General features: G+C 42.7%; 15 protein-coding genes. 14 read left to right on the forward strand and 1 reads right to left on the reverse strand.

Annotated elements, in window-relative coordinates:
- Positions 1-17: 17 nt before the first annotated feature.
- The gene (locus F1E73_RS13755; protein WP_086477043.1) at positions 18-389 is read right to left on the reverse strand and encodes an SPOR domain-containing protein; all 372 of its coding nucleotides are present in this window, start codon (positions 387-389) and stop codon (positions 18-20) included.
- Between the two features lie 229 nt (positions 390-618).
- Between F1E73_RS13755 and F1E73_RS13760 the strand changes: the two genes are divergently transcribed.
- The 14 genes from F1E73_RS13760 to sov form a co-directional block, all read left to right on the forward strand.
- Positions 619-1,950 carry a c-type cytochrome gene (locus F1E73_RS13760; RefSeq protein ID WP_150452234.1) on the forward strand — a complete coding sequence of 444 codons (1,332 nt, stop codon included), beginning with the start codon at positions 619-621 and terminating at the stop codon, positions 1,948-1,950.
- A 36-nt stretch (positions 1,951-1,986) separates the two neighbouring features.
- Positions 1,987-5,085: a TAT-variant-translocated molybdopterin oxidoreductase gene (locus F1E73_RS13765; protein ID WP_150452235.1), complete on the forward strand. Its 3,099-nt coding sequence runs from the start codon at positions 1,987-1,989 to the stop codon at positions 5,083-5,085.
- A gap of 37 nt (positions 5,086-5,122) precedes the next feature.
- Positions 5,123-6,871 (forward strand): NrfD/PsrC family molybdoenzyme membrane anchor subunit, encoded by a 1,749-nt coding sequence (nrfD, locus tag F1E73_RS13770; protein WP_150452236.1) that lies wholly within the window; start codon positions 5,123-5,125, stop codon positions 6,869-6,871.
- A 2-nt stretch (positions 6,872-6,873) separates the two neighbouring features.
- Positions 6,874-7,395 (forward strand): DUF3341 domain-containing protein, encoded by a 522-nt coding sequence (locus F1E73_RS13775; protein ID WP_086477039.1) that lies wholly within the window; start codon positions 6,874-6,876, stop codon positions 7,393-7,395.
- 11 nt (positions 7,396-7,406) lie between these two features.
- Positions 7,407-7,961, forward strand: a complete 555-nt coding sequence (locus tag F1E73_RS13780; RefSeq protein ID WP_086477038.1) for a c-type cytochrome — start codon at positions 7,407-7,409, stop codon at positions 7,959-7,961.
- A gap of 18 nt (positions 7,962-7,979) precedes the next feature.
- A complete protein-coding gene (locus F1E73_RS13785; RefSeq protein ID WP_086477037.1) occupies positions 7,980-9,293 on the forward strand; it encodes a quinol:cytochrome C oxidoreductase in 1,314 nt (437 codons plus the stop codon).
- 33 nt (positions 9,294-9,326) lie between these two features.
- Positions 9,327-10,382 carry a cytochrome c oxidase subunit II gene (locus tag F1E73_RS13790; protein ID WP_150452237.1) on the forward strand — a complete coding sequence of 352 codons (1,056 nt, stop codon included), beginning with the start codon at positions 9,327-9,329 and terminating at the stop codon, positions 10,380-10,382.
- 47 nt (positions 10,383-10,429) lie between these two features.
- Positions 10,430-12,250 carry a cytochrome c oxidase subunit I gene (locus F1E73_RS13795; RefSeq protein ID WP_150452238.1) on the forward strand — a complete coding sequence of 607 codons (1,821 nt, stop codon included), beginning with the start codon at positions 10,430-10,432 and terminating at the stop codon, positions 12,248-12,250.
- Positions 12,251-12,467: 217 nt separating this feature from the next.
- Positions 12,468-13,490 (forward strand): Holliday junction branch migration DNA helicase RuvB, encoded by a 1,023-nt coding sequence (gene ruvB / locus F1E73_RS13800; RefSeq protein WP_086477034.1) that lies wholly within the window; start codon positions 12,468-12,470, stop codon positions 13,488-13,490.
- 53 nt (positions 13,491-13,543) lie between these two features.
- Entirely contained in the window at positions 13,544-14,875 is a 1,332-nt protein-coding gene (locus tag F1E73_RS13805) for a cytochrome P450 (RefSeq protein ID WP_150452239.1), read from the forward strand.
- A 6-nt stretch (positions 14,876-14,881) separates the two neighbouring features.
- The gene (gene queG, locus F1E73_RS13810; protein ID WP_150452240.1) at positions 14,882-15,805 is read left to right on the forward strand and encodes a tRNA epoxyqueuosine(34) reductase QueG; all 924 of its coding nucleotides are present in this window, start codon (positions 14,882-14,884) and stop codon (positions 15,803-15,805) included.
- A gap of 303 nt (positions 15,806-16,108) precedes the next feature.
- A complete protein-coding gene (locus F1E73_RS13815; RefSeq protein WP_150452241.1) occupies positions 16,109-18,406 on the forward strand; it encodes an NADP-dependent malic enzyme in 2,298 nt (765 codons plus the stop codon).
- 88 nt (positions 18,407-18,494) lie between these two features.
- Positions 18,495-19,076 carry a Holliday junction branch migration protein RuvA gene (gene ruvA, locus F1E73_RS13820; RefSeq protein WP_086477028.1) on the forward strand — a complete coding sequence of 194 codons (582 nt, stop codon included), beginning with the start codon at positions 18,495-18,497 and terminating at the stop codon, positions 19,074-19,076.
- A gap of 5 nt (positions 19,077-19,081) precedes the next feature.
- On the forward strand, positions 19,082-24,651 hold a 5,570-nt coding region (gene sov / locus F1E73_RS13825), incomplete at its 3' end, for a T9SS outer membrane translocon Sov/SprA (RefSeq protein ID WP_394349927.1).

The following is a 24,651-nucleotide window of genomic DNA, read 5'->3' on the forward strand; positions in this document are numbered from 1 at the left end:
GGGATAAAAAAAACGACCTAGTAGGTCGTTTTTTCTGGTTTCAAGAGCATTGCGCTTGGGTATTTTTTTCTTACTTCTATAAGTTTCCGCTCCCCTTCTAGCTGTGTCCTAAATTTCCCGATGCGTACTCGGTAACTGGGTGATTCAAAATCGATGGAAGTGGGCCAATCTGGAAAATCTACATCTACCTTGGCCTTTAAGTTTTGAGCTTCTTGATGTGAGCCAAATCCTACCTGAATGCGATAGTAATTTGTGCTTTTGTTCACATTTTTATAAAGATCCAAAAGCTGTGAGATCTTGCTGTCTTGCTGAATATCTACATGGCCTTGTTGGGCCGAGCAGAAAAGGACGGAAAAGAGCATAATCGTAAATATATAGGTCTTTTTCATGGGTGTGAGTATTTCAAATTTATTGTTCTGCAAAGGTAATTTATTAAGAATCAATCAAAAGATTTTATTATTATTTAGAATGGGTATAAATTAGCTGTTATGGTGGCTTTAACATTCCTCAAATAAAGTGTAATGTGTATTTTTGCTTCCAAATTGAGCAAGGGTTAGAAACTCCAGATTTTATTGGTGTAAATACCGTGCCAAACTTTCGATAGAAATATTTTTTAATATGAAAAAGGTTCCATACCGCAATCTAATTTCTAAGGTTTTAGGTGTCAGTCTGATCGGTTTAATGCTGATTTCAAATTCACTTGTTGCACAAGATGCCGCCGAGGTTACTACGGGTCAAGGCGATCCAGCCAAGGGTAGGCAATTGTTTAATCAGGATTGTGCGGCGTGTCACTCCTTGACAAGGAAAATGACGGGTCCGCCTTTGGCAGGGGTCGGTGAGAAATACGAAAGGGATTGGTTGTATAAGTGGATTAGGAATAGTTCGGCTTTGATCAATTCTGGAGATCCAGATGCAATTAAGATTTATAACGAGTACAATCAGGCGATGATGACGCCGTTCCCAATGTACTCCGATCAAGATATCGATGATATTCTTGCGTATACGGATGCTCCTCCGGCAGAGCCGAAAGCGGCTGCAGGTGGTGCAGCGGCTCCCGCTGCATATGGGGGTGCTGGTTCCGGAATTTCCAATGAGTTGGTGTTAGGGGCGCTGATCGCTATCCTGGGTCTGTTGATAATTATGCTGCTTTTGGTGAATACCACCTTAAGGAGAATTGCGGAGGCAAGTGGAGTGTCTTTGGAGAAAGAGAAGGGGGAGAAGAGAATGCCTATTTGGAAGGCGTTTGCTAAGAATCAATTTCTTGTGCTCGTGTTTACGATCTTTATGTTGCTTACCGGGGCTTATTTTGCTTATGGTTGGATGATGCAAGTAGGGGTAGATAAAGGGTATGCGCCCATACAGCCCATTCATTATTCACATAAAATTCACGCTGGCGATAATGAGATAGAGTGTAAGTACTGTCACTCTTCCGCTAGGGTTTCTAAAAACGCGGGGATTCCTTCTTTGAATCTCTGTATGAACTGTCACGAAAATATTAATGAGTATACCGGGCGTCCAGAAGGGCCTAGTCAGGAAGATTTGGCAATGGGGTATACCAATGAATTTTATACCGGAGAGATTAAGAAGTTGTACAAGGCTGTAGGTTGGGACGAAGATGAGCGTCGCTACACCGGGGAGACTCAACCAGTAGAATGGGTGAGGGTTCACAATCTTCCAGACTTCGCTTACTTTAACCACTCGCAGCACGTTTCCGTAGCTGGGATAGAGTGTCAGACTTGTCACGGTCCGGTAGAAGAAATGGAGATTATGGAGCAGTATGCTCCCTTGACGATGGGATGGTGTATTGATTGTCACAGGCAGACCGATGTTAAGGTGGAGGGTAATGCGTATTACGAGAAGATTCACGCGGAGCTTTCCGAGAAGTATGGGGTTGAAAAGCTTACTGCTGCCCAAATGGGTGGATTGGAATGTGCTAAGTGCCACTATTAAGCAAACTATTTACAAGATAATTTCAGATATATCAATATGTCATCAAATAAGAAATATTGGAAAAGTGAGGCGGAGTTAAATCCGAATGATTCCATTGTTGAGTCGCTAAGGCAGAATGAGTTTGTCCAAGAGATCCCTGTGGATGAATTCCTAGGAGATAAGGATACTTTGGCTTCCACGTCTACCAATAGGAGGGATTTTCTAAAATATGTTGGGTTTAGTACCGCTGCCGCTTCGTTGGCTGCGTGTGAAGGTCCAGTGATTAAGTCCATTCCCTATGTGGTAAAGCCGGATAATATTATACCGGGGGTTGCCAATTATTATGCGACTACGATTGCGGATGGATACGACTTTGCAAGTGTTTTGGTTAAAACACGAGAGGGACGTCCCATCAAGATAGAAAATAATGTGGATGCAAAGGTGGGTGGTTCTGCCAATGCACGTGTGCATGCATCTGTTTTAACGATGTATGACAGTACTCGTTTGCAGGGGCCATACTTTAATGGGGAGCCTGTAGAATGGAGTAGTGTGGATGCCGCGGTGAAATCCAAGTTGAATTCCTTAAAAGGTACTTCTAAAAAGATTGCCCTTTTAACCCAGACGTACGCAAGTCCGTCTACGGATAGGTTAATTGCAGAATTTAAAGAGGCATATGGTAATGTAGATCATGTGACCTATGATGCTATTTCGGAAGATGCTGCCTTAACTGCGTTTGAGGCTAAGTATGGGGAAAGAGCATTGGCTGATTATGATTTTGAAAAAGCGGAGCTCATTGTTTCATTTGCTGCAGATTTCCTTGGTGATTGGCAAGGGGGTGGTTATGATAGTGGGTATTCTAAAGGGCGTATTCCTAAAAATGGGAAGATGTCTAGGCATGTGCAGTTCGAGGCAAATATGTCTCTGTCCGGTGCAAATGCCGATAAAAGGGTTCCTTTAACTCCTGCACAGCAGAAAGTAGCCTTAGCTTATTTTTATGGTAAGTTGAGTGGTTCTTCTGTTAGGGCTGGTAATTTGCCCGAAAGCGCAAAAGCTGCTTTGGATTCCGTTGCGGCTCAAGTGTTGAAAAATAAAGAGAACGCGGTAGTGGTTTCCGGGATAGATGACGTGAATGCCCAAGCCGTTGTTTTAGAGATAAATGAATTTTTGGGTAGTAAGGCTTTTGATGCTGCTGCTCCCAAATATATAAGACAAGGTAATAAGGCTGCTCTTAAATCTTTATTGGCAGATATGAAAGCCGGTAGGGTTGGAGCCTTATTGATGGATGGAGTGAATCCTGCCTATACACTGCCAAATGCTGCCGAGTTTGTAGAGGCGTTGCAAGGGGTGGATCTTACGTTGGCCTTTTCTCAGAATATGACAGATACTACGGAAGCAGTACAATATGTAGGTGCTTCTAATCACTATTTGGAGTCTTGGGGAGATGCGCAGTTTAAAAAAGGATATTACAGTTTAATGCAGCCCACCATTAAGCAGTTGTTCGATACTAGACAGTTTCAAACAGCTTTGTTGAAATGGATGGACAAAGAGGAGTCTTATTATGATTATATAAGACAAACTTGGGATCAGGGTGTGTTAAATGGAGGCGACTGGAATCAGGCCTTGCACGATGGAGTTTATGCGGTAGAGAATGCTGCCTCTGTAGAAGGGGTGGCTACTGATACCTCGGTAGAAGCGGTTTCTATTTCTTCTGCATTGGCTAGTTTGTCTGCTGCTACAGCAGAGGGTATGGAGCTTGTACTCTATCCAAAAACCGGAATGGGAGACGGACAGCAAGCGGGTAACCCTTGGTTGCAAGAATTTCCAGATCCATTGACAAGGGTTTCTTGGGATAACTATGTAACCGTTTCTAAAGCGGATGCTGCCGAGCTAGGATTGGTTAATGACCATTCTTCCGATGGTGGTTTAAACGGTAGTTATGTAACCTTAACTGTAGATGGGGTAGACCTACATAATGTGCCTGTTATCATACAGCCTGGTCAAGCACCTGGATCTGTTGGTTTGGCCTTCGGTTATGGAAAAGAGGTAGGGATGAAGAGTGAAATGCAAACGGGGGTAAATGCATACCGTTTGTATAAGGATCTTAACGCTACTCAAAATGTTAGTTTAGAAAAAACCTCTGGAAAACATCAATTTGCAAGTGTTCAGTTGCATAGAACGTTGATGGGTAGAGGGGATATTATAAAGGAAACTACCTTAGAGATCTTTAATACCAAAGATGTTAAGGAGTGGAATGCTGGTCCTGTGGTTTCTTTAGATCACAAGGAAGTTCCTGCTACTAGTGTGGATCTTTGGGATAGTTTTGATCGTTCTATAGGGCATCACTTCAACTTATCCATCGATTTAAATGCCTGTACAGGTTGTGGGGCTTGTGTTATTGCATGTCACGCAGAAAATAACGTGCCTGTAGTAGGTAAATCAGAGGTGAGGAAGTCTAGGGATATGCACTGGTTGCGTATCGATAGGTATTACTCTTCAGAGGAGACCTTCGCCGATGATATAGCGAAGAAGGAAGGATTTAGTGGACTGTTTGGGGATAATGGCTCTTTAGGAGGTTTTGGTCAGTTAGAAGATCCAGCTGCGAATCCGCAAGTTGTTTTCCAGCCTGTAATGTGTCAGCATTGTAACCACGCTCCCTGTGAGACTGTTTGTCCTGTTGCGGCAACTTCACATGGTCGTCAAGGACAAAACCAGATGGCCTACAATAGGTGTGTGGGTACTAGGTACTGTGCAAACAACTGTCCATATAAAGTGAGAAGATTTAACTGGTTCTTGTACAGTGATAACGATGAGTTTGATTATCACATGAACAATGATTTGGGTAAAATGGTGATTAACCCAGACGTGACTGTAAGGTCTAGAGGGGTGATGGAAAAATGTTCTATGTGTATCCAAAAGACACAGAAAACTATTTTAGACGCCAAACGTGATGGTCGTACCGTGAAGGATGGGGAATTCCAAACTGCTTGTTCGTCTGCTTGTAGCAACGGAGCAATGGTCTTTGGGGATGTGAATGATAAAGAGAGTGAGGTTGCCCAGCTGAAGGAGAGTGATCGTATGTACCACTTATTAGAGTACATAGGAACTAGACCTAATGTATTCTACCACGTGAAAGTTAGAAATACGGAAGAAGCTTAATCAAATTAATAAAAGGAACGTAACTATATATTAAATTATGGCGTCGCATTACGAAGCACCTATACGAAAACCCTTAGTACTTGGAGACAAGAGTTACCACGACGTAACCGTGGATATCGCTGCTCCAATTGAAGGAAAGGCCAATAAGAGTTGGTGGATTGCATTCTCCATTGCCTTGGCGGCATTTATCTGGGGGGTAGGATGTATAATTTACACGATATCTACTGGTATCGGTACCTGGGGATTAAATAAGACAATAGGCTGGGCCTGGGATATTACCAACTTTGTTTGGTGGGTAGGTATCGGGCATGCCGGTACTCTTATTTCTGCAGTACTCTTGTTATTTAGACAGAAATGGAGAATGGCTATTAACCGTTCTGCGGAAGCAATGACCATTTTCTCTGTAATGCAGGCGGGTCTATTCCCGTTAATTCACATGGGTCGTCCTTGGTTGGCATATTGGGTTTTACCTATACCTAACCAATTTGGATCATTATGGGTAAACTTTAACTCGCCCTTATTATGGGACGTGTTCGCAATATCTACCTACTTGTCCGTTTCCTTGGTATTCTGGTGGACAGGTTTATTGCCAGATTTTGCGATGATCAGAGACCGAGCGGTAAAGCCTTTCCAAAAGAAAATCTATAGCTTGTTAAGTTTTGGTTGGTCTGGGCGTGCAAAGGACTGGCAGCGTTTCGAGGAAGTGCACTTGGTATTGGCCGGTTTGGCAACTCCCTTAGTACTTTCTGTACATACCATTGTATCGTTTGACTTTGCTACTTCTATTGTACCAGGATGGCATACCACCATTTTCCCTCCATACTTCGTTGCTGGAGCAATTTTCTCCGGTTTCGCAATGGTGAACACCTTGTTGATCATCATGAGAAAAGTAAGTGCGTTGGAAGACTATATTACCGTACAACATATAGAGTTGATGAACATCGTTATAATGTTGACCGGTTCTATTGTAGGTTGTGCTTATATTACTGAGTTGTTTATTGCATGGTATTCCGGAGTGGAATACGAGCAGTACGCATTCCTTAACAGGGCTACCGGACCTTACTGGTGGGCGTATTGGGCAATGATGACCTGTAACGTGTTCTCTCCACAGTTTATGTGGTTCAAGAAATTGAGGACTAGTATTATGTTCTCCTTCTTTATCTCCATTGTGGTGAACATAGGGATGTGGTTCGAGAGATTCGTAATTATCGCTACTTCCTTGCATAGGGACTATATGCCTTCTGCTTGGACAATGTTCTCTCCTACCTATGTAGATATAGGTACCTTTATAGGAACCATTGGATTCTTCTTTGTATTGTTTTTGCTTTACGCTAGAACATTCCCTGTAATTGCACAGGCAGAGGTGAAGACCATTATGAAATCTTCAGGTGAGAAGTATAAAAAACTAAGGGATGCCGGGAAGCCCTTGTATCAGATTTCTACTGTTAGGCCGGTAATCATAGAGAAAGGACCCATAACGGATGATGTATTGATGGGTGAAGAGGTGCCGTTGAAGGACGATAAAGTTGGGGTGGCCGAATTATTGGATGCGCTGGGGACTTTTGATCCCACTAAGCAAGAGGCAGATAACCTTCAGCAAATTAAAGGGATTGGGCCTCAAATGGAAGCAACTCTTAACCAAATCGGGATATTTACATTCGAACAAGTAGCACGTATGACCAATAGGGAATACGAATTATTAGATGCTATAACGGAATCATTCCCAGGTAGGGCACAAAGAGACGATTGGGCAGGACAAGCAAGGATTTTAAACAATAAGAAATAATTATGGCGTCTAAAGTTATACACGCGTTTTATGATGATGACGATGTGCTAATGCATGCTGTTAAAAAGGTAAGAGCGGCCAAGCATCATATAGAAGAAGTTTATTGCCCATTTCCCGTACACGGGTTGGATAAGGCAATGGGATTGGCACCAACTAGGTTGGCAATTACATCCTTTTTGTACGGATGTGTTGGTCTAGTGGTGGCCATTGTAATGATGAATTATATGATGATTGAGGACTGGCCTCAGGATATTGGAGGGAAGCCTAGCTTTAGCTTCGTAGAGAATATGCCGGCCTTTATACCTATCATGTTCGAGCTAACTGTTTTCTTTGCAGCTCACCTTATGGTGATCACCTTCTTCTTAAGAAGTAGATTGTGGCCTTTTAAGGAAGCCGAAAATCCAGATGTGAGAACAACGGACGATCATTTTGCAATGGAAATCGAAATTCATGGCAACGAACAAGAACTAAGGGACTTGCTGTTGGATACGGGAGCAGTAGAAATTAATATTACAGAAAAGTAGTCTTGGATATTATGAATAATTTTAGCAGAATAGGGGTTGTACTAGGTTTGGTATTATTGGTTACTGCATGCGCGGATAAGCGAAACAGGAATTACGAATTTATGCCCAATATGTACTACTCCGTAGGATATGAAACGTACCAACAAGTAGATTTTCTTCCGGATGGGATGGAGGCACTAGAGCCTGTAGCTAATACCGTGGCTAGAGGATGGATACCTTACGGAATAGAGAATACCCTGGAAGGCAAAGAACTTGCAATGACCAATCCTAGTCCATTGGATCCTTCTAATAGGGAAGAGAACCTTAAGATGGGTAAGGAACTGTATACCATTTATTGCTCCATTTGCCATGGTAATAATGGAGATGGCCAAGGGAAGTTGGTGAAAAAGGAAAAGTTTCTTGGGGTGCCAAGCTATGCCTCTAGGGACATAACAGTAGGAAGCACTTATCACGTTATTTACTACGGTTTAAACTCCATGGGTTCCCATGCAGGACAATTGGATACCAAAGAGCGCTGGCAAGTTGCTGAATACGTAATGACATTGAAAGAAGATTTAACAAAATAAGACCTAGATATTAGCAATATGTATACTTTTTCAAATAGATTAAAAATTGCTTCCTTCATATTAATGGCTGTAGGCGTTTTGGGAATTGGTATCGGCTTTATGACTGCGCCAAGTACGGTAGAGGACGCAAAAGCAATGGTTGCCTCCCATTATGATGGACATGGCGATGCACATGTGGTAACCGAAACCCATGGGGGAGCAGATCAGGCAGCTGCGCACGATGATGCGTCCCATTATGAACACGTGTTGCTGCAATTGCAAAACAAACCATGGGCCGCCCTATATGTGGCCGCTCTTTTCTTTATGATGATCGCTCTTGGCGCCTTGGCTTTTTACGCCATACAAAGGGCCGCACAAGCAGGATGGTCACCGCTATTGTTTAGGGTGATGGAAGGAATAACCGCCTATCTAGTGCCCGGAGGTATCATCGTTTTTGTAATCTTGGTCTTATCGGTGGCACAATTAAACCACCTATTTATTTGGACAGACCCCGAGGTAGTGGCGCATGATAAATTGATTCAGGCTAAGTCTGGATACCTAAACGGACCTTTCTTTTTAATTAGAGCTGCGATTTTCTTGGGAGGATGGATCTTGTATAGAGAATATTCAAGAAAACTTTCCCTAGCCCAGGATGAATCTAACGACGATAGTAATTTTAAATTGAACTTTAGAATCTCTGCAGGATTCTTGGTATTCTATCTAATTTCCGAATCTATAATGTCTTGGGATTGGATAATGAGTGTAGATCCGCACTGGTTTAGTACCCTATTTGGATGGTATATCTTTGCCAGTATGTTCGTTACTGGAATTACGGCTATCGCTATGGTGACCATCTACTTGAAATCTAAAGGGTATTTAAAAGATGTAAATAATAGCCATATCCACGATTTGGCGAAGTTTATGTTCGGTATCAGTATTTTCTGGGCCTACCTATGGTTCTCTCAGTTCCTATTGATCTGGTACGCGAATATTCCGGAAGAGGTAACCTATTTTGTTACTAGAATTGCAGATTATAAAGTTCCATTCTTGGGAATGTTGGTATTGAATTTTGTTTTCCCTTTACTGCTATTAATGAACAGTGACTTTAAAAGAATCAATTGGTTCGTGGTAATGACAGGTATCGTTATATTAGTAGGACACTATATGAATATCTATGTTGCTATTATGCCTGGTACGGTAGGTGACCAATGGTCTATTGGAATGTCTGAAATTGCTTCGGTATTATTTTTTACGGGCTTGTTTATCTTTGTAGTGTTCAGGGCCCTTACAAAAGCACCCTTGCAACCTAAACGAAATCCGTTTATTGAGGAAAGTAAACATTTTCACTATTAGTATTTTAATTAAAGAATAATATCAAATCATACGATGACTGCATTATTAACCATAATTGTTTTAATATTAGTTGGAATTGCTATTTGGCAAATGACTAAGATATTCGAATTGTCCCAAATCGGGAGGAGCAATACACAAATTGCAACCGATACCGATAATAAGTACAACGGATATCTTATGGTGGCGTTCATGATCTTTTTATATGGTCTAACCATCTTCAGTTTTGTTAAATACTCCAAGACACTTTTACCGAAAGCCGCTTCCGAACACGGAGGGGAATACGACGCCTTAATGTTGGTATCCATGCTGGTTATCTTCTTTGTGCAGATCATTACCCAATTCCTTTTGCATTTTTTCGCTTATAAGTATAAGGGGAAGAAAGGGAAAAAGGCTTTGTTTTATGCAGATAACGACCGTTTGGAGTTTATCTGGACCATTATTCCAGTAATTGTATTGGCCGGACTTATTTTATGGGGGCTGTACGCGTGGACTAATATTATGGATATCAATGACGACGACGATCCGCTGATTATAGAGCTATACGCTCAGCAGTTTAGCTGGACGGCTAGATATGCAGGGGAAGATAACGTTTTAGGAGATGCAAACGTGCGTATGATCGATATCGATAAAGCCAATGTATTGGGGGTAGATAACTCAGATCCTAACGCAATGGACGATATCATAGTGAAGGAAGTGCACTTGCCAGTAGGTAGAAAAGTGAACTTTCAAATTAGATCGCAAGATGTTCTTCACTCAGCCTATATGCCGCACTTTAGAGCGCAGATGAACTGTGTTCCTGGGATGATTACTCATTTCTCCTTTACTCCTACCATTACCACCGCCGAAATGAGGCGCGATCCTAAGGTAGTGGATAAGGTGAGTAATATTAATGAACGTCGCGCAGAAAGAGCTGCGCTAGGTGAAGAGAATAGTGACCCATGGGAATTTGATTACGTTTTATTATGTAATAAGATTTGTGGAAAATCGCACTATAACATGCAGATGAAAATTATTGTGGAGACCGAGGAGGAATTTAACGAATGGCTTGCTAGTCAGCAAAGATTCGGGGATTCTATGGCCGCTCAGTAATAGTTCGATACTAATTAATAACGTTAAAAAAATATAAATTTACAACTATGTCTGTAACAGCTAACGCACATGTAGAAGGTCATTCGGATGATCACGGACACCACCACAAAGAAACCTTTGTGACCAAATATATTTTTAGTCAGGATCATAAGATGATCGCCAAACAATACCTGATTACAGGTTTGTTTATGGGGGCATTGGGGATCTTGATGTCTATACTGTTTAGAATGCAAATGGCCTGGCCAGGAGAGTCTTTCGGTATTTTTGAGGCTATATTGGGGAAATGGGCACCAGGTGGTGTCATGGATGCCGATGTCTATTTGGCTTTGGTAACCATTCACGGTACCCTTATGGTATTCTTCTTGTTAACGGCCGGACTTAGTGGTACGTTCAGTAACTTGCTTATTCCATTGCAGATTGGTGCTAGGGATATGGCCTCAGGATTCCTGAATATGTTGTCTTTCTGGATATTCTTCCTTGCCTGTATAATTATGCTTTGTTCCTTGTTCGTAGAATCAGGGCCAGCAGCAGCAGGTTGGACGGTGTATCCGCCGCTGAGTGCACTGCCTATGTCACAACCAGGTTCTGGTCTGGGGATGACGCTATGGCTGGTATCCATGTTCTTCTTTATTGTACAATCGCTACTTGGTTCTTTGAACTATATTGTTACCGTACTTAACATGAGAACAAAAGGAATGTCTATGACTAGAATGCCACTAACGGTATGGTCCTTTTTTGTAACTGCAATTATTGGGGTAGTTTCTTTCCCAGTATTATTATCAGCAGCCCTGTTGCTAATTATGGATAGAAGTTTTGGTACCTCTTTCTTCCTTTCGGATATTTTTATCCAAGGAGAAGTATTGCATTACCAAGGTGGATCTCCAGTATTGTATGAGCATTTGTTCTGGTTCTTGGGTCACCCAGAAGTATATATTGTAATTCTACCTGCAATGGGTATCGTATCTGAAGTGTTGGCGGTGAATGCCCGTAAACCAATCTTTGGATACCGTGCGATGATTGCCTCTATTTTGGCCATTGCATTCCTATCTACCATTGTTTGGGGTCACCATATGTTCGTTTCTGGAATGAACCCGTTCTTGGGGTCGGTATTTACCTTTACCACTTTGTTGATCGCAATTCCATCTGCAGTAAAAGCCTTTAACTGGATTACGACCCTCTGGAAAGGGAATATCCAATTTAACCCCGCCATGTTGTTCTCTATCGGAATGGTTTCTACCTTTATTTCTGGGGGACTAACTGGAATTATCTTAGGGGATAGTACCTTGGATATTAACGTGCACGATACTTACTTCGTGGTAGCTCACTTCCACTTGGTAATGGGTATATCTGCCCTTTATGGAATGTTTGCAGGTATCTATCACTGGTTCCCAAAGATGTTTGGTAGAATGATGAACAAAAACTTAGGCTATGTTCATTTCTGGGTAACCGCAGTTTGTTCGTATGGGGTCTTTTTCCCAATGCACTTTGTGGGTATGGCAGGGGTACCACGTAGATACTACGAGAATACCGCCTTCCCAATGTTCGACGACTTGGCAGATGTACAGGTATTAATGACCGTATTTGCTATCGTAGCTGCTTTGGTGCAATTGGTTTTTGCTTTTAACTTTATAAAAAGTATGTTCTACGGAGTAAAAGCTACCGTGAACCCATGGCAAGCAACTACCTTAGAGTGGACTACGCCAGTTGAGCATATTCACGGAAACTGGCCTGGAGCAATTCCACAGGTATACAGATGGCCGTACGATTATAGTAAAACCCACGATAATGGGGAGTATATAATAGCTTCCCAGGATTATGTTCCACAAAACGTTCCTTTGTTCGAGGGCGAAGAAGAATTGGAACATTAAGCCACCTTCAATGTATTAAAAGGAAGTCCATCGAAAGATGGACTTTTTTTATGCCTTAATTTTTACTGCCATTATGTTTTTTATTCCTCCTTCACCGGTAGTTTAAAGGAAGGAGTACTAGTCGCTCTTTTAGGTGTATTTAGAGGGAGGCTAAAGACATCATAGAGATTTGGCCTATATTGATCCAAGGAAACGCGAATTCCATTATCTTTGAAGTATGAATGAGAATTTAGATCCCACCACAGATGGATTCAGTCCAGAGGAATTGGATATAGACAGAGCCTTGCGCCCCGTAACCTTTGATGACTTTACGGGTCAGGAACAGGTATTGGAAAATTTAAAGGTATTTGTAGAAGCAGCCAACCGTAGGGACGAAGCACTGGACCATACCTTGTTTCACGGGCCTCCAGGGCTCGGTAAAACCACTTTGGCCCATATCCTTGCCAATGAGTTAGGGGTGGGGATTAAGATCACCTCTGGCCCTGTATTGGATAAACCGGGCGACTTAGCGGGATTGTTGACCAACCTCAATGAAAGGGATGTGCTTTTCATAGATGAAATTCACCGTTTAAGCCCCATTGTGGAAGAATATCTCTACTCTGCAATGGAAGATTATAAGATAGATATAATGATTGAATCTGGACCCAATGCCAGGTCGGTACAGATTAATCTTAACCCCTTTACCCTTATCGGGGCAACCACACGTTCCGGACTATTGACATCGCCTATGCGTGCCCGTTTCGGAATTCAAAGCCGATTGCAATACTATTCTACCGAACTTCTTTCTACGATTGTAGCGCGTAGTGCCCAGATTTTAAAGGTCCCCATTAGTATGGAAGCAGCCATTGAAATAGCGGGTAGAAGTAGGGGAACGCCAAGAATTTGTAATGCATTGCTTAGAAGGGTGCGCGATTTTGCCCAGATAAAAGGAAATGGAAGCATAGATATCGAAATTTCTAAATTTGGATTAAAAGCCCTTAATGTAGATGCCCATGGCTTAGATGAAATGGATAATAAGATATTGGCAACCATCATTGATAAGTTTAAGGGTGGGCCCGTAGGGATAACCACCTTGGCTACGGCTGTGTCCGAAAGTGCAGAGACCATAGAGGAAGTATACGAGCCATTTTTAATTCAACAAGGCTTTATTATGCGTACCCCTAGGGGACGAGAGGTTACAGAATTGGCCTATAAACACTTGGGGAAGATTAAAGGGAGTACACAGACAGGATTGTTTTAAAGTGTCTTTTAAATTCGGGCAAATTTATTCAATAATTCATACCTCCCTAGCTAATGAACAAATTGAAATTGATATCCAGATTTCAGGTCATAAAAAATGCCAGGGCAATTCTTAAAAACCCTTTGCCATTTCATCATAAGAATTTCGAAGCCTATGGAGATTTTTTTAAAGTTAAGGTAACCAACAAGGAAACCGTTCTCTTTACAAGAAATCCTGATCTTATTAAGCATATTCTACAAAAACAACATAAGAACTTCCAGAAATCGTCCCTACAAACCGTGGATCTGGCGAAATATGTGGGGCATGGTATCCTAACTTCTAATGGGGAACATTGGCGTACCCACAGGCGAATGGTACAACCGGCATTCCATAAAAATAAACTACAAAACCTTATTGGAGTAATGCGCCAAGCTGTGCTTTATGAACTGGACCGAATACCCACGGAAATTGAGAAAGATATATTTCCTCTAATGGGTGATCTGGCTTTTCAGGTGGTGGCAAAATCGCTTTTTAGCAGTACTACACTTCGGGATAAAATGAAGCGGTTAAAATATATTACCGAGGCCAATCAACGAATGTTGATCAAGGAAATGCGACAACCCTATTTAAAATGGTGGTTTAAAATAAATGGGGAGATTAGAAAACATCTAGCGCTTTCAAAAGAGGCCAAGACCCTTCTCTTAGAAATAATTGAAGAAAGGCGTTCTGCGACCGAAGAAATGGATGATCTATTGGATATGTTATTAAAAGCCAAGTACGAAGACGGCGCTCCAATGTCTGATGCCCAATTGATAGATGAAGTACTGATTCTTTTTACGGCAGGGCACGAAACCACTGCAAATGCCTTGAGCTTTGCATTATTTTTGCTGGCAAAGCATCCAGAAATTCAAGAAGAGGTGTATCGTGAGGTAAGTAATGAAAAAACGGATCCTTCCAAAATGTCATTCATGCAATGGGATCAGAAGTTCCCTATGGCAAAGTGGTGTTTGGAGGAGACTCTTAGAATGTACCCGCCGGCTTATGTTGTAGACAGGGTCTCTTTAGAGGAGGGGACTTTTGAAGGAATGTCCATTCCTAAAAACACCTTGGTATTAATGTCTCTATATGAATTGCATCGGTATTCCGATTTTTGGGAAAACCCCAATCAATTTAATCCCCATCGTTTTAAGGAGCTTGAAAAAGCGGAGTATCGTGATTATTACTATCCTTTTGGAGCAGGACCAAGAATGTGTGTGGGTAATAATTTTGCCATGGTTGAAATGATTATTGCGATCACCGAAATTGTCAGGAAATATAAAGTGACTACTTCCATGGATACGGTAGAATTAGACCCCCTTATTTCCTTAAAGCCAAAGTGTGTAACTTTGTTGTTTAATCCTCGATAAATTGTTTTGAAAAATAGGACCCAATATTCCCAACTGATAAAAGAGGAAGCCAAGCGTCTTGGTTTCCTATCCTGCGGAATTTCCAAAGCAGAATTTTTGGAGGAGGAAGCCCCTAGATTGGAAAAATGGCTTCAAAACAATATGAACGGGGAAATGGGGTACATGGAAAATCATTTTGATAAACGCTTAGATCCTACCAAATTAGTAGAAGGGTCAAAATCGGTGGTCTCCCTATTGCTCAATTATTATCCCGAGGAAACGCAGGTAGAGGGCACTTATAAAATTTCCAAATACGCATACGGCCAGGATTACCACCATGTAATAAAATCCAAATTAAAACAATTGCATCACTTTATAACCGAGGAAATTGGGGAGGTCCATGGCCGCGCCTTTGTAGACTCTGCCCCCGTATTGGATAAGGCCTGGGCAGCAAAAAGCGGTTTGGGGTGGATTGGAAAAAACAGTAACCTGCTTACACAACAGGTGGGGTCTTTTTATTTTATTGCCGAATTGATCATCGACCTAGAACTGGAATACGATTCTAGGGTTACCGACCACTGCGGTACCTGTACCGCCTGTTTGGATGCCTGTCCTACCCAGGCCATTGTAGCTCCCTATGTGGTAGACGGTAGTAAGTGTATCTCCTATTTTACCATTGAGCTAAAAGATGAACTTCCATCTGAGTTTCAGGGGAAATTTGACGAGTGGATGTTTGGATGTGATGTTTGTCAGGATGTCTGCCCTTGGAACCGTTTCTCCAAACCCCACCAAGAACCCTTGTTTAACCCAAAGCCAGAATTGCTCTCCATGACCAAAAAGGATTGGGAAGAAATTACCGAGGAGGTCTTTAGAAAGGTATTCCAGAAATCGGCCGTAAAACGAACTAAATACACTGGCCTTAAAAGAAATATAGACTTTTTAAAGAAGTAAGCTCACTATTCAGAGGGCGTACATACACCCAAAAGGGAACAATGATAGTAAGGGATAACACTTGATGACTGGTTTAGGAGCCCATCCGTGCTATGGGATTTAGTTAGGGGGCTTTAAATAAGTGGTTTAGCTATTTTGCTCTCTTTGGGAATTGAAGGAGGCCTCTTTAGGACGGTGAGGTTTTGGGCGATTTACCCCAGAACAGCTTCGACCCTTTTTATAAGCCTTCAATCCGCCGACGAATCATTTTTATATCCGTTTAGTTTAAAAATACTCTTAACTTTGTTGTTCAAAAATGAACCAATGAGTAAGCAAAGAACCAGACGTGAAGCATTAGTGTATCACGCAAAACCCCAACCAGGAAAGATAAAGATTGTACCTACAAAGCCTTATTCAACCCAACGGGATCTAGGCTTAGCATATTCTCCCGGGGTTGCAGAACCTTGTTTGGAAATTGCCAAGGATAAGGAAAATGCCTATAAATATACTGCCAAAGGAAATTTGGTGGCGGTAATCTCCAACGGAACCGCCGTGTTGGGCTTGGGTGATATTGGTCCGGAAGCCTCTAAACCGGTAATGGAAGGGAAAAGCCTCTTGTTTAAGATTTTTGCCGATATCGATAGTATCGATATCGAATTGGATACCACCGACGTAGATAAGTTTGTTGAGACGGTGAAAATTATCTCGCCTACCTTTGGTGGGATCAATCTAGAGGATATAAAAGCCCCGGAAGCTTTCGAGATAGAGCGTAGGCTAAAAGAAGAATTGGATATTCCTATTATGCACGATGATCAGCACGGAACGGCTATCATTTCTGCAGCGGCCTTAATTAACGCCTTAAAACTTACTGGCAAAAAAATGGAGGAAGTCCGTATTGTAGTGAGTGGCGCGGGAGCAGCAGCTGTTTCTTGTACCCGTTTATACAAGGCGTTTGGTGCAAAGGACCAAAATATTGTGATGTTGGATAGTAAGGGAGTAATCCGCAAGGACCGTCCCAATCTTTCCGGGGAGAAATTGGAATTTGCGACCGATCGCCAAATAAATACCTTGGAAGAGGCTATGGTAGATGCCGAAGTTTTTATCGGTCTTTCTAAAGCTGATATCCTGAGTCCAGAAATGCTTTTGTCTATGGCAAAAGACCCCATTGTGTTTGCTATGTCTAACCCAAATCCGGAGATAGATTACAACCTTGCACTAAGCACAAGGGATGATGTTATTATGGCGACCGGTAGGTCTGACTATCCCAACCAGGTAAACAATGTACTTGGATTCCCCTTTATTTTTAGAGGTGCGCTAGATGTAAGAGCCACCAAGATTAATGAGGCTATGAAGATGGCAGCAGTAACCGCCCTGGCAGAGCTTACCGAAGAAACCGTACCAGAACAGGTGAATATTACCTATGGTTTAACAAGGCTGACCTTTGGGAAGGATTATATTATTCCAAAACCTTTTGACCCTAGACTGATTACCGAAATTCCACCAGCAGTGGCAAAAGCGGCTATGGATAGTGGGGTGGCAAAAGCCCCTATTGAGGATTGGGATAGGTACAAGGAAGAACTATGGCAGCGCTCTGGTAACGATAATAAAGTGGTAAGGCAATTGCACGATCGTGCGAAAGTTGCACCCAAGAAAATTGTGTTTGCAGAGGCAGATCATTTGAATGTGCTAAAAGCCGCCCAAATAGCCTACGATGAAGGAATGGCTATCCCCATTCTGTTAGGAAACAAAAAGGTTATAGAAGAGCTGAAAAAGGAACTCGAATTTGATGCAGATATTGAGATCATAGACCCACGATGCGATGGGACAGCCGAAAAGAGGAGTCGCTATGCACAGCAGTTCTTTGAAAATAGACAGCGTAGCGGGGTAAGTTTATACAGTGCCGAAAGGAAAATGCGGGAGCGTAATTACTTTGGATCCATGATGGTATTGGTGGGTGATGCAGATGGAATGATTTCGGGCTATTCTCGCGCCTATCCTACTGTGGTAAAGCCTGTTTTTGAGGTGATAGGAAGAGCATCCAAGGTAAAAAAGGTATCTACGGTCAATATCATGATTACCGAAAGAGGTCCCATGTTTTTGGCAGATACCTCTATCAATATAGACCCCAATGCCGAGGAGCTTGCCGAAATTGCCCAAATGACGGCCAATGTGGCCTCCACCTTTGGGTTTACACCCGTGATGGCCTTGCTGTCTTATGCTAATTTTGGTTCCTCTACACATCCCCATGCCTTAAAGGTTAGGGAGGCAGTAGAAATTCTCCATACCAACAATCCAGACTTACAGGTAGATGGTGAGATACAAACAGATTTTGCCCTGAACAAGGAATTGCATCAGGAGAATTTCCCATTCTCCAAAATTGCAGCGAAAAAGGTAAATACCCTGATCTTCCCTAACTTAGAATCGGCAAATATTACCTATAAATTGCTGAAGGAGTTAAATCAGGCCGACTCCATAGGGCCAATAATGGTAGGGCTTAGAAGGTCTGTCCATATCCTGCAATTAGGAGCCAGTGTAGATGAAATGGTGAATATGACCGCAGTTGCAGTACTCGATGCGCAGGAAAGGGAGAAAAGAAGAATTGCTAGGGCTTCTAAGGTATAAGCTCCTTGTAACCATTTTATAGAAAAAACTAATGGGGTTCCATGTTTTGGTGCCCCTTTTGTAAACTAGTATTAAACCACACCAACCTATGATTACCCATTTACGTGGAAAATTAGTAGAGAAAAACCCAACCTACTTGGTTATTGAATGCGCAGGAGTAGGATATTTTGTGAACATATCCCTACATACGTTTTCTAAAATTGGAGACGCGGAAAACGTGCAAGTATTTACCCATTTACAAGTGAAGGAAGATGCCCATACCTTGTTTGGTTTTGCCGAAAAATCCGAACGGGAAATCTTTAGACTGTTGATGACGGTTTCGGGAATTGGTGCTGCTACGGCAAGGACCATGTTGTCTTCCCTAACACCCTCCCAAATTAGGGATGCCATTGCTGCTGGAGATGCCAAAACCATTCAAGGGGTAAAAGGGATCGGGGCCAAGACATCCCAACGGGTAATATTGGATCTCAAGGACAAAATCTTGAAAATCTATGATATTGATGAACTTTCCCTACCATCAAACAATACAAATAAAGATGAGGCGTTATCAGCTTTAGAGGTTCTTGGATTTGTTCGCAAGCAGGCAGAGAAGGTGGTGGACAAGGTAATACGTCAAGATCCCGGACTAAGCGTAGAAGATATCATAAAATTTGCGCTTAAAAATTTGTAGCAAATTTGAAAAAGGGGGCAGTACATTATCTCATATCCAAATTAAGGGATTTCTTACTATTTGTGTTTCTAGTTGGGCTAGGCTTTAATACCTTGGCCCAGGATAGGGGCGCAGAGGAAAGCGGTGCGCAAGAGGTAGATTCCCTTAAAACCGGGGTTGCTCTGGGAAAACTGGTGATGGAAAATCCAGATAGCATCGTCTCCAAATATACCTATGACCCTCAGTTAGATCGCTATATTTACACGGTGAGCGTGGGCGATTATGATATTACCTATCCCATTATCCTTACCCCCGAACAATACATGGAATTGGCCCGCCGTGAGGGGATGAAAGCCTATTTTAAGGAGAAAATAGACGCCTATTCCGGAAAAAAAGAAGGTTCCGAAGCGGCTAGGAAGAACTTGCTCCCCAATTTTTATGTAAACAATAGTTTTTTTGAAAGTGTATTTGGAGGGAATACCATAGAGGTGATTCCACAAGGTTCTGTAGCTATGGATCTAGGGGTTATTTGGCAGAAGAATGACAATCCTTCCCTATCTCCGCGAAACCGTACCAATCTTTCCTTCGATTTTGACCAACGCATCAGCCTTAGTATGCTCGGTAAAATTGGAGAGCGCTTGCAGGTTACCGCTAATTACGATACCGAGGCTACTTTCGATTTTCAAAACCTGGTAAAGTTAGATTATACACCCTCCGAAGATGATATCCTCCAGAAAATAGAAGTGGGTAATGTAAGCATGCCGCTTAACAGCTCCTTAATTACCGGAGCACAGAGCCTATTTGGGGTGAAAACACAACTGCAATTTGGAAAGACAACCGTAACGGGAGTATTTTCCGAGCAACGTTCCCAAAGCAATACCGTGGTGGCGCAAGGAGGCGGTGCCGTAAACGAATTTGAACTGAGGGCGCAAGATTACGATGCCGATAGACACTTTTTCTTAGCTCATTATTTTAGGGATAACTATGATGCCGCCTTGGAAAACTATCCTTATATCCGAAGTCAGGTGCAGATTACCAGGCTAGAAGTATGGGTAACCAATAGAAGTCAGCAAACCCTGAATATTAGAAATGTGGTGGCAATTCAGGATTTGGGGGAAATCTTAAGCGATAGAACGCGTATTGGAAACAATAACGGAGATCCCGCAGGGTTCTTTAACCCATCGGCTGCTGGGAACTTACCACGCAACGCTGCCAACGATTATGACCCCGCACTCATTGGAAACGGAGGGGCCTTAAATCAGAATGTAAGGGATATTGCTACCGTAAAAAGCGGCTTCAACGTTCCTGGATACACCGTAAACCAAGGTTTTGATTACGCTATCTTGGAAAATGCCCGTAAATTGGAGCAAGGCAGGGATTTTACTTTTAATCCCCAGCTGGGATACCTATCCCTTAATCAGCGACTTAGTAACGACGAGGTGTTGGGTGTGGCATTTCAGTACACCTATAATGGAGAGGTGTATCAGGTAGGGGAATTTGCCAATGGCGGCTTAGATGCCACTACCGTATCCCCAGGGGCCGAAGTACCTGTAAATAATAATACCTTGATCCTGAAGTTGCTGAAAAGTAACATTACCAATGTAAAAGATCCTATCTGGGATCTTATGATGAAGAATATTTATGCTACAGGGGCCTACCAGTTAAGTCAGGACGACTTTAAATTTAACATCCTCTATAACGAAACCACTCCCAGGAACTATATTACTCCGGTAGAATCGGGTCCGGGTAGTGGGTGGCCCACAACGCCCAAAGCTTTGGAGGAACGAATACTATTGGAGGTGTTTAATCTAGACCGACTAAACAATTACAACGACATTCAGCCTGGGGGCGACGGATTCTTCGATTATGTCCCAGGAATTACCATCGACCCACAGTCCGGAAATATAATCTTCACCAAGGTAGAGCCCTTCGGAGAATTCTTGTTCAAGCTGTTGGGAGGCGGAACCTATGAGGTAGAAAATGACCAGGGGTATAATGCCAATCAGAAGAAATACGTATTTAGGAATATGTACGCCCTGCCATCCGCAGCCGCACAGCAAGATGCAGATAAGAATAAGTTTATCCTAAAGGGAAGGTATAAATCCCAAGGGGCAAGTGGTATCCCAATTGGGGCATTTAACGTTCCCCAAGGTTCGGTCCGAGTAACTGCAGGTGGGAGACAGCTACAGGAAGGGATAGACTATACCGTAAATTATCAGGCGGGAACTGTGCAGATTTTGGACCCTAGCTTGGAAGCTTCCAATACACCCATTAATATTTCTGTAGAGAACAATGCCGTTTTCGGTCAACAGACGAGGCGTTTTTCTGGGGTGAATGTGGAGCATCAGTTCAATAAAAACCTGATGTTTGGCGGTACCTTGTTAAACCTGAATGAAAGACCATTAACACAGAAATCCAACTACGGGGTAGAACCGGTGAATAATACCATCTTTGGGCTAAATAGTAATTTCTCTACCGAAGTACCCTTCCTTACTCGCTTAGCGAATAAACTTCCCAATATTGATACCGATGTGGCTTCTAACCTATCGGTCCGGGGCGAAGTGGCCTTTTTAAAGCCCAATTCTCCCAAAAATGCCAATTTTCAAGGGGAAACCACTACCTATTTGGACGATTTTGAAGGGGCGCAATCCCTAATCGATATTCGTTCCTTCCTGGGATGGTCCTTGGCGAGTCCGCCTGTAGAATATTTGGCAGGGGATAACAGTATGGAATCTGGGTTTGGTAGGGCTAAACTGGCCTGGTATACCATAGACCCCATCTTTTATAGTAACCAACGCCCATCGAGCATTAGGGACGACGATATTTCTACCAATGAAACTAGGCGAATCTATATTCAGGATATCTTTAACCAAGACGTACCGCAGGGGCAGACCCTAGCCCAAAATACCCTGGACCTGGCCTATTACCCACAATTAAAAGGGCCTTACAATGCCCATCCCGATTTTGATGGAGCGCAGCCAGAGGAGAAGTGGGGCGGAATAATGCGACCCCTTAACAGTACTAATTTTGAGCAGTCTAATGTGGAATACCTGCAGTTTTGGGTACTAGATCCTTATGTAGATGGGAAAGCTACCAGTGCAGGGGAGCTGGTGATCAATTTTGGAAATATTTCCGAGGATATTCTACCCGATGGGAGAAAGCAATATGAGAATGGATTGCCGGTAAACCCAGAATCTAATGACCTTACCTATAAAACTGCCTGGGGAAAGGTGCCCGCTACCCAGTCTTTGGTGTATGCCTTTGATGCAGACGAGAACAATAGAAAAAAGCAGGATGTGGGCCTAGACGGCCTTAACGATGAAGAGGAGGCAACCTATACCTTTGCGGGTGGAATTTCCTATAACGGACCTCCAGAAGATCCTGCCTTAGATAATTATGAGTATTTCCTGGATAGGGAGGGGAGTATCCCAGAGCGCTATTTAAATTACAATAACCCCGAGGGGAATTCACCAGTAGGTTTAGGCAATAAGAGTAGGGGGAGTACTACCTTGCCCGATGTGGAGGATATTAATAGGGATGGTACCATGAATACGGTGAATAGTTATTTTGAATATCGCATTAAGGTGAAGCCGGGAACCACTATTAACGACACCTATGTAACGGATATAAAGGAAGGAGTTACCCGTACCCTGCCCAATGGTAATAATTTGAACGAGCGCTGGATACAATACAAAATTCCATTACGGGATTTTACCGATGCCAAAGGGGGGATAAGCGACTTTAGGTCCATCAGTTTTATGCGGATGTTCCTCACCGGATTTTCTAGTGATGTAATTCTGCGTTTCGCCACCTTAGACCTTGTGCGTGGGGATTGGCGTACCTATACCCGATCCTTACAACCAGAAGTAGATTCCGATCCCTCCGATGATGGGACCCTGGTAGATGTGAATGCCGTGAATATTGAGGAAAATGCCAATAGATCACCTATTCCCTATGTATTGCCGCCTGGGGTAGAAAGGGAGCGGCTCAATAATAACAATACCATAATTAGACAGAACGAACAGTCTATGTCCTTTAAGGTAGAGAATTTGGAACCTAAGGACGCTAGAGGAGTTTTTAAAAATATCAACGTAGATATTAGGCAGTACAAACGATTAAAAATGTTTATGCATGCCGAGGAGATTGTGGAATCCGATTATGCCGATGATGAGCATCCCTTGGTTGGATTTTTAAGGATAGGAAGCGACCTTTCCCAGAACTACTACCAAATAGAACTGCCCTTGCAGTTTACCCCTTTTGGAACAAGTTCGGCCACCGAAATATGGCCAGATGTAAATCAGCTAGACCTGGCTCTGGACGATCTGTCAAAAGTAAAATCGGCAGGTATTGCCTCCCAAAGCCTCCAAACCGTAAATTACTACGAATTGGTAGATGGGGAAGTGGTTCAGGTAAATGAATTTGATCCCCGAACCCTAGGAAGGGTACGGATTGGGATTCGTGGAAATCCCTCTTTGGGAAGTATCCGCAGTATGATGGTGGGTATTAAAAACGATGATGACCTGCCCGCCCGAGGGGAGGTTTGGTTTAACGAGCTTCGCTTGGCCGGATTGGATAATAACGGCGGATGGGCAGCCGTAGCAGCAATCGATATGAATATGGCAGATTTTGCCAACCTCTCTGCCACAGGAAGCAAAAGTACCTCTGGCTTTGGTGCCTTGGATCAAATGCCAAATGAGCGTGCTAGAGAAGATGCCATTTCTTATGATATGGTCACCAATGTTAATTTTGGCCAGCTCTTCCCAAGAAACTGGGGGCTTCAATTGCCATTTAATTACGGTATTTCGGAGCAACTGATTACGCCAGAATTCGACCCAGTGTTTGACGACTTAAAACTAAAGGATAGAATTGCAGCTGCAGATAATGCTGAGGATGCCGAGGCTATAAAACAACAGGGAGAAGATTATACAAAGCGTACCAGTATTAATTTTATAGGGGTTAGAAAAGACAAGGCGCCAGAATCGGAATCCCGTTTCTACGATGTAGAGAACTTTACCTTTAATTACTCCTATAACGAGGTGAATCATCGCGACTTTGAGATTGCAGAATTGCACGACCAGAATGTGGTGACCGGCTTTGTGTATAACCATAATTTTAACCCGCTTTCCGTAGAGCCTTTTGCAAAAAAGGACTCCTTATTTACTAGTAGGTATTGGAAATGGCTGAAAGATCTAAATATAAACGTGCTACCGGCAAGTGTAGCCCTTCAGTCTAATATCAATAGGGCCTTTAATCAGCAGAAGTTTAGGGATGTATTTGAGCCTGGGGTGGAAAAGCTAGAGTTGCCGTTCTTGCAACAACGTAACTACCTTTTTAATTGGCAGTATGCCATTAATTATAGTCTCACTAAATCCTTGCGACTAAATCTTACCGCCTCCAATAATAATATTGTTCGCAACTATTTTGCGGAAGATGGAAATCCGGATGCAGGGATAGACCCCGCTTTGGGGCTTTGGGACGGATTTTTTGATATTGGGGAGCCTAACAGGCATTCCCAAGAAATGCAATTGAACTATGAACTTCCATTTAATAAGATTCCTTTCCTGGATTTTATTAATGCCCAATACACCTATACCAG

Origin of the sequence: Arenibacter lacus, assembly GCF_008711145.1 — a bacterium.
GTDB classification, from domain to species: domain Bacteria; phylum Bacteroidota; class Bacteroidia; order Flavobacteriales; family Flavobacteriaceae; genus Arenibacter; species Arenibacter amylolyticus.

Coding starts and splice junctions, on each gene's coding strand:
- F1E73_RS13755 (WP_086477043.1), bottom strand. CDS start 389: ATGAAAAAGACCTATATATTTACGATTATGCTCTTTTCCGTCCTTTTC.
- F1E73_RS13760 (WP_150452234.1), top strand. CDS start 619: ATGAAAAAGGTTCCATACCGCAATCTAATTTCTAAGGTTTTAGGTGTC.
- F1E73_RS13765 (WP_150452235.1), top strand. CDS start 1,987: ATGTCATCAAATAAGAAATATTGGAAAAGTGAGGCGGAGTTAAATCCG.
- nrfD (WP_150452236.1), top strand. CDS start 5,123: ATGGCGTCGCATTACGAAGCACCTATACGAAAACCCTTAGTACTTGGA.
- F1E73_RS13775 (WP_086477039.1), top strand. CDS start 6,874: ATGGCGTCTAAAGTTATACACGCGTTTTATGATGATGACGATGTGCTA.
- F1E73_RS13780 (WP_086477038.1), top strand. CDS start 7,407: ATGAATAATTTTAGCAGAATAGGGGTTGTACTAGGTTTGGTATTATTG.
- F1E73_RS13785 (WP_086477037.1), top strand. CDS start 7,980: ATGTATACTTTTTCAAATAGATTAAAAATTGCTTCCTTCATATTAATG.
- F1E73_RS13790 (WP_150452237.1), top strand. CDS start 9,327: ATGACTGCATTATTAACCATAATTGTTTTAATATTAGTTGGAATTGCT.
- F1E73_RS13795 (WP_150452238.1), top strand. CDS start 10,430: ATGTCTGTAACAGCTAACGCACATGTAGAAGGTCATTCGGATGATCAC.
- ruvB (WP_086477034.1), top strand. CDS start 12,468: ATGAATGAGAATTTAGATCCCACCACAGATGGATTCAGTCCAGAGGAA.
- F1E73_RS13805 (WP_150452239.1), top strand. CDS start 13,544: ATGAACAAATTGAAATTGATATCCAGATTTCAGGTCATAAAAAATGCC.
- F1E73_RS13815 (WP_150452241.1), top strand. CDS start 16,109: ATGAGTAAGCAAAGAACCAGACGTGAAGCATTAGTGTATCACGCAAAA.
- ruvA (WP_086477028.1), top strand. CDS start 18,495: ATGATTACCCATTTACGTGGAAAATTAGTAGAGAAAAACCCAACCTAC.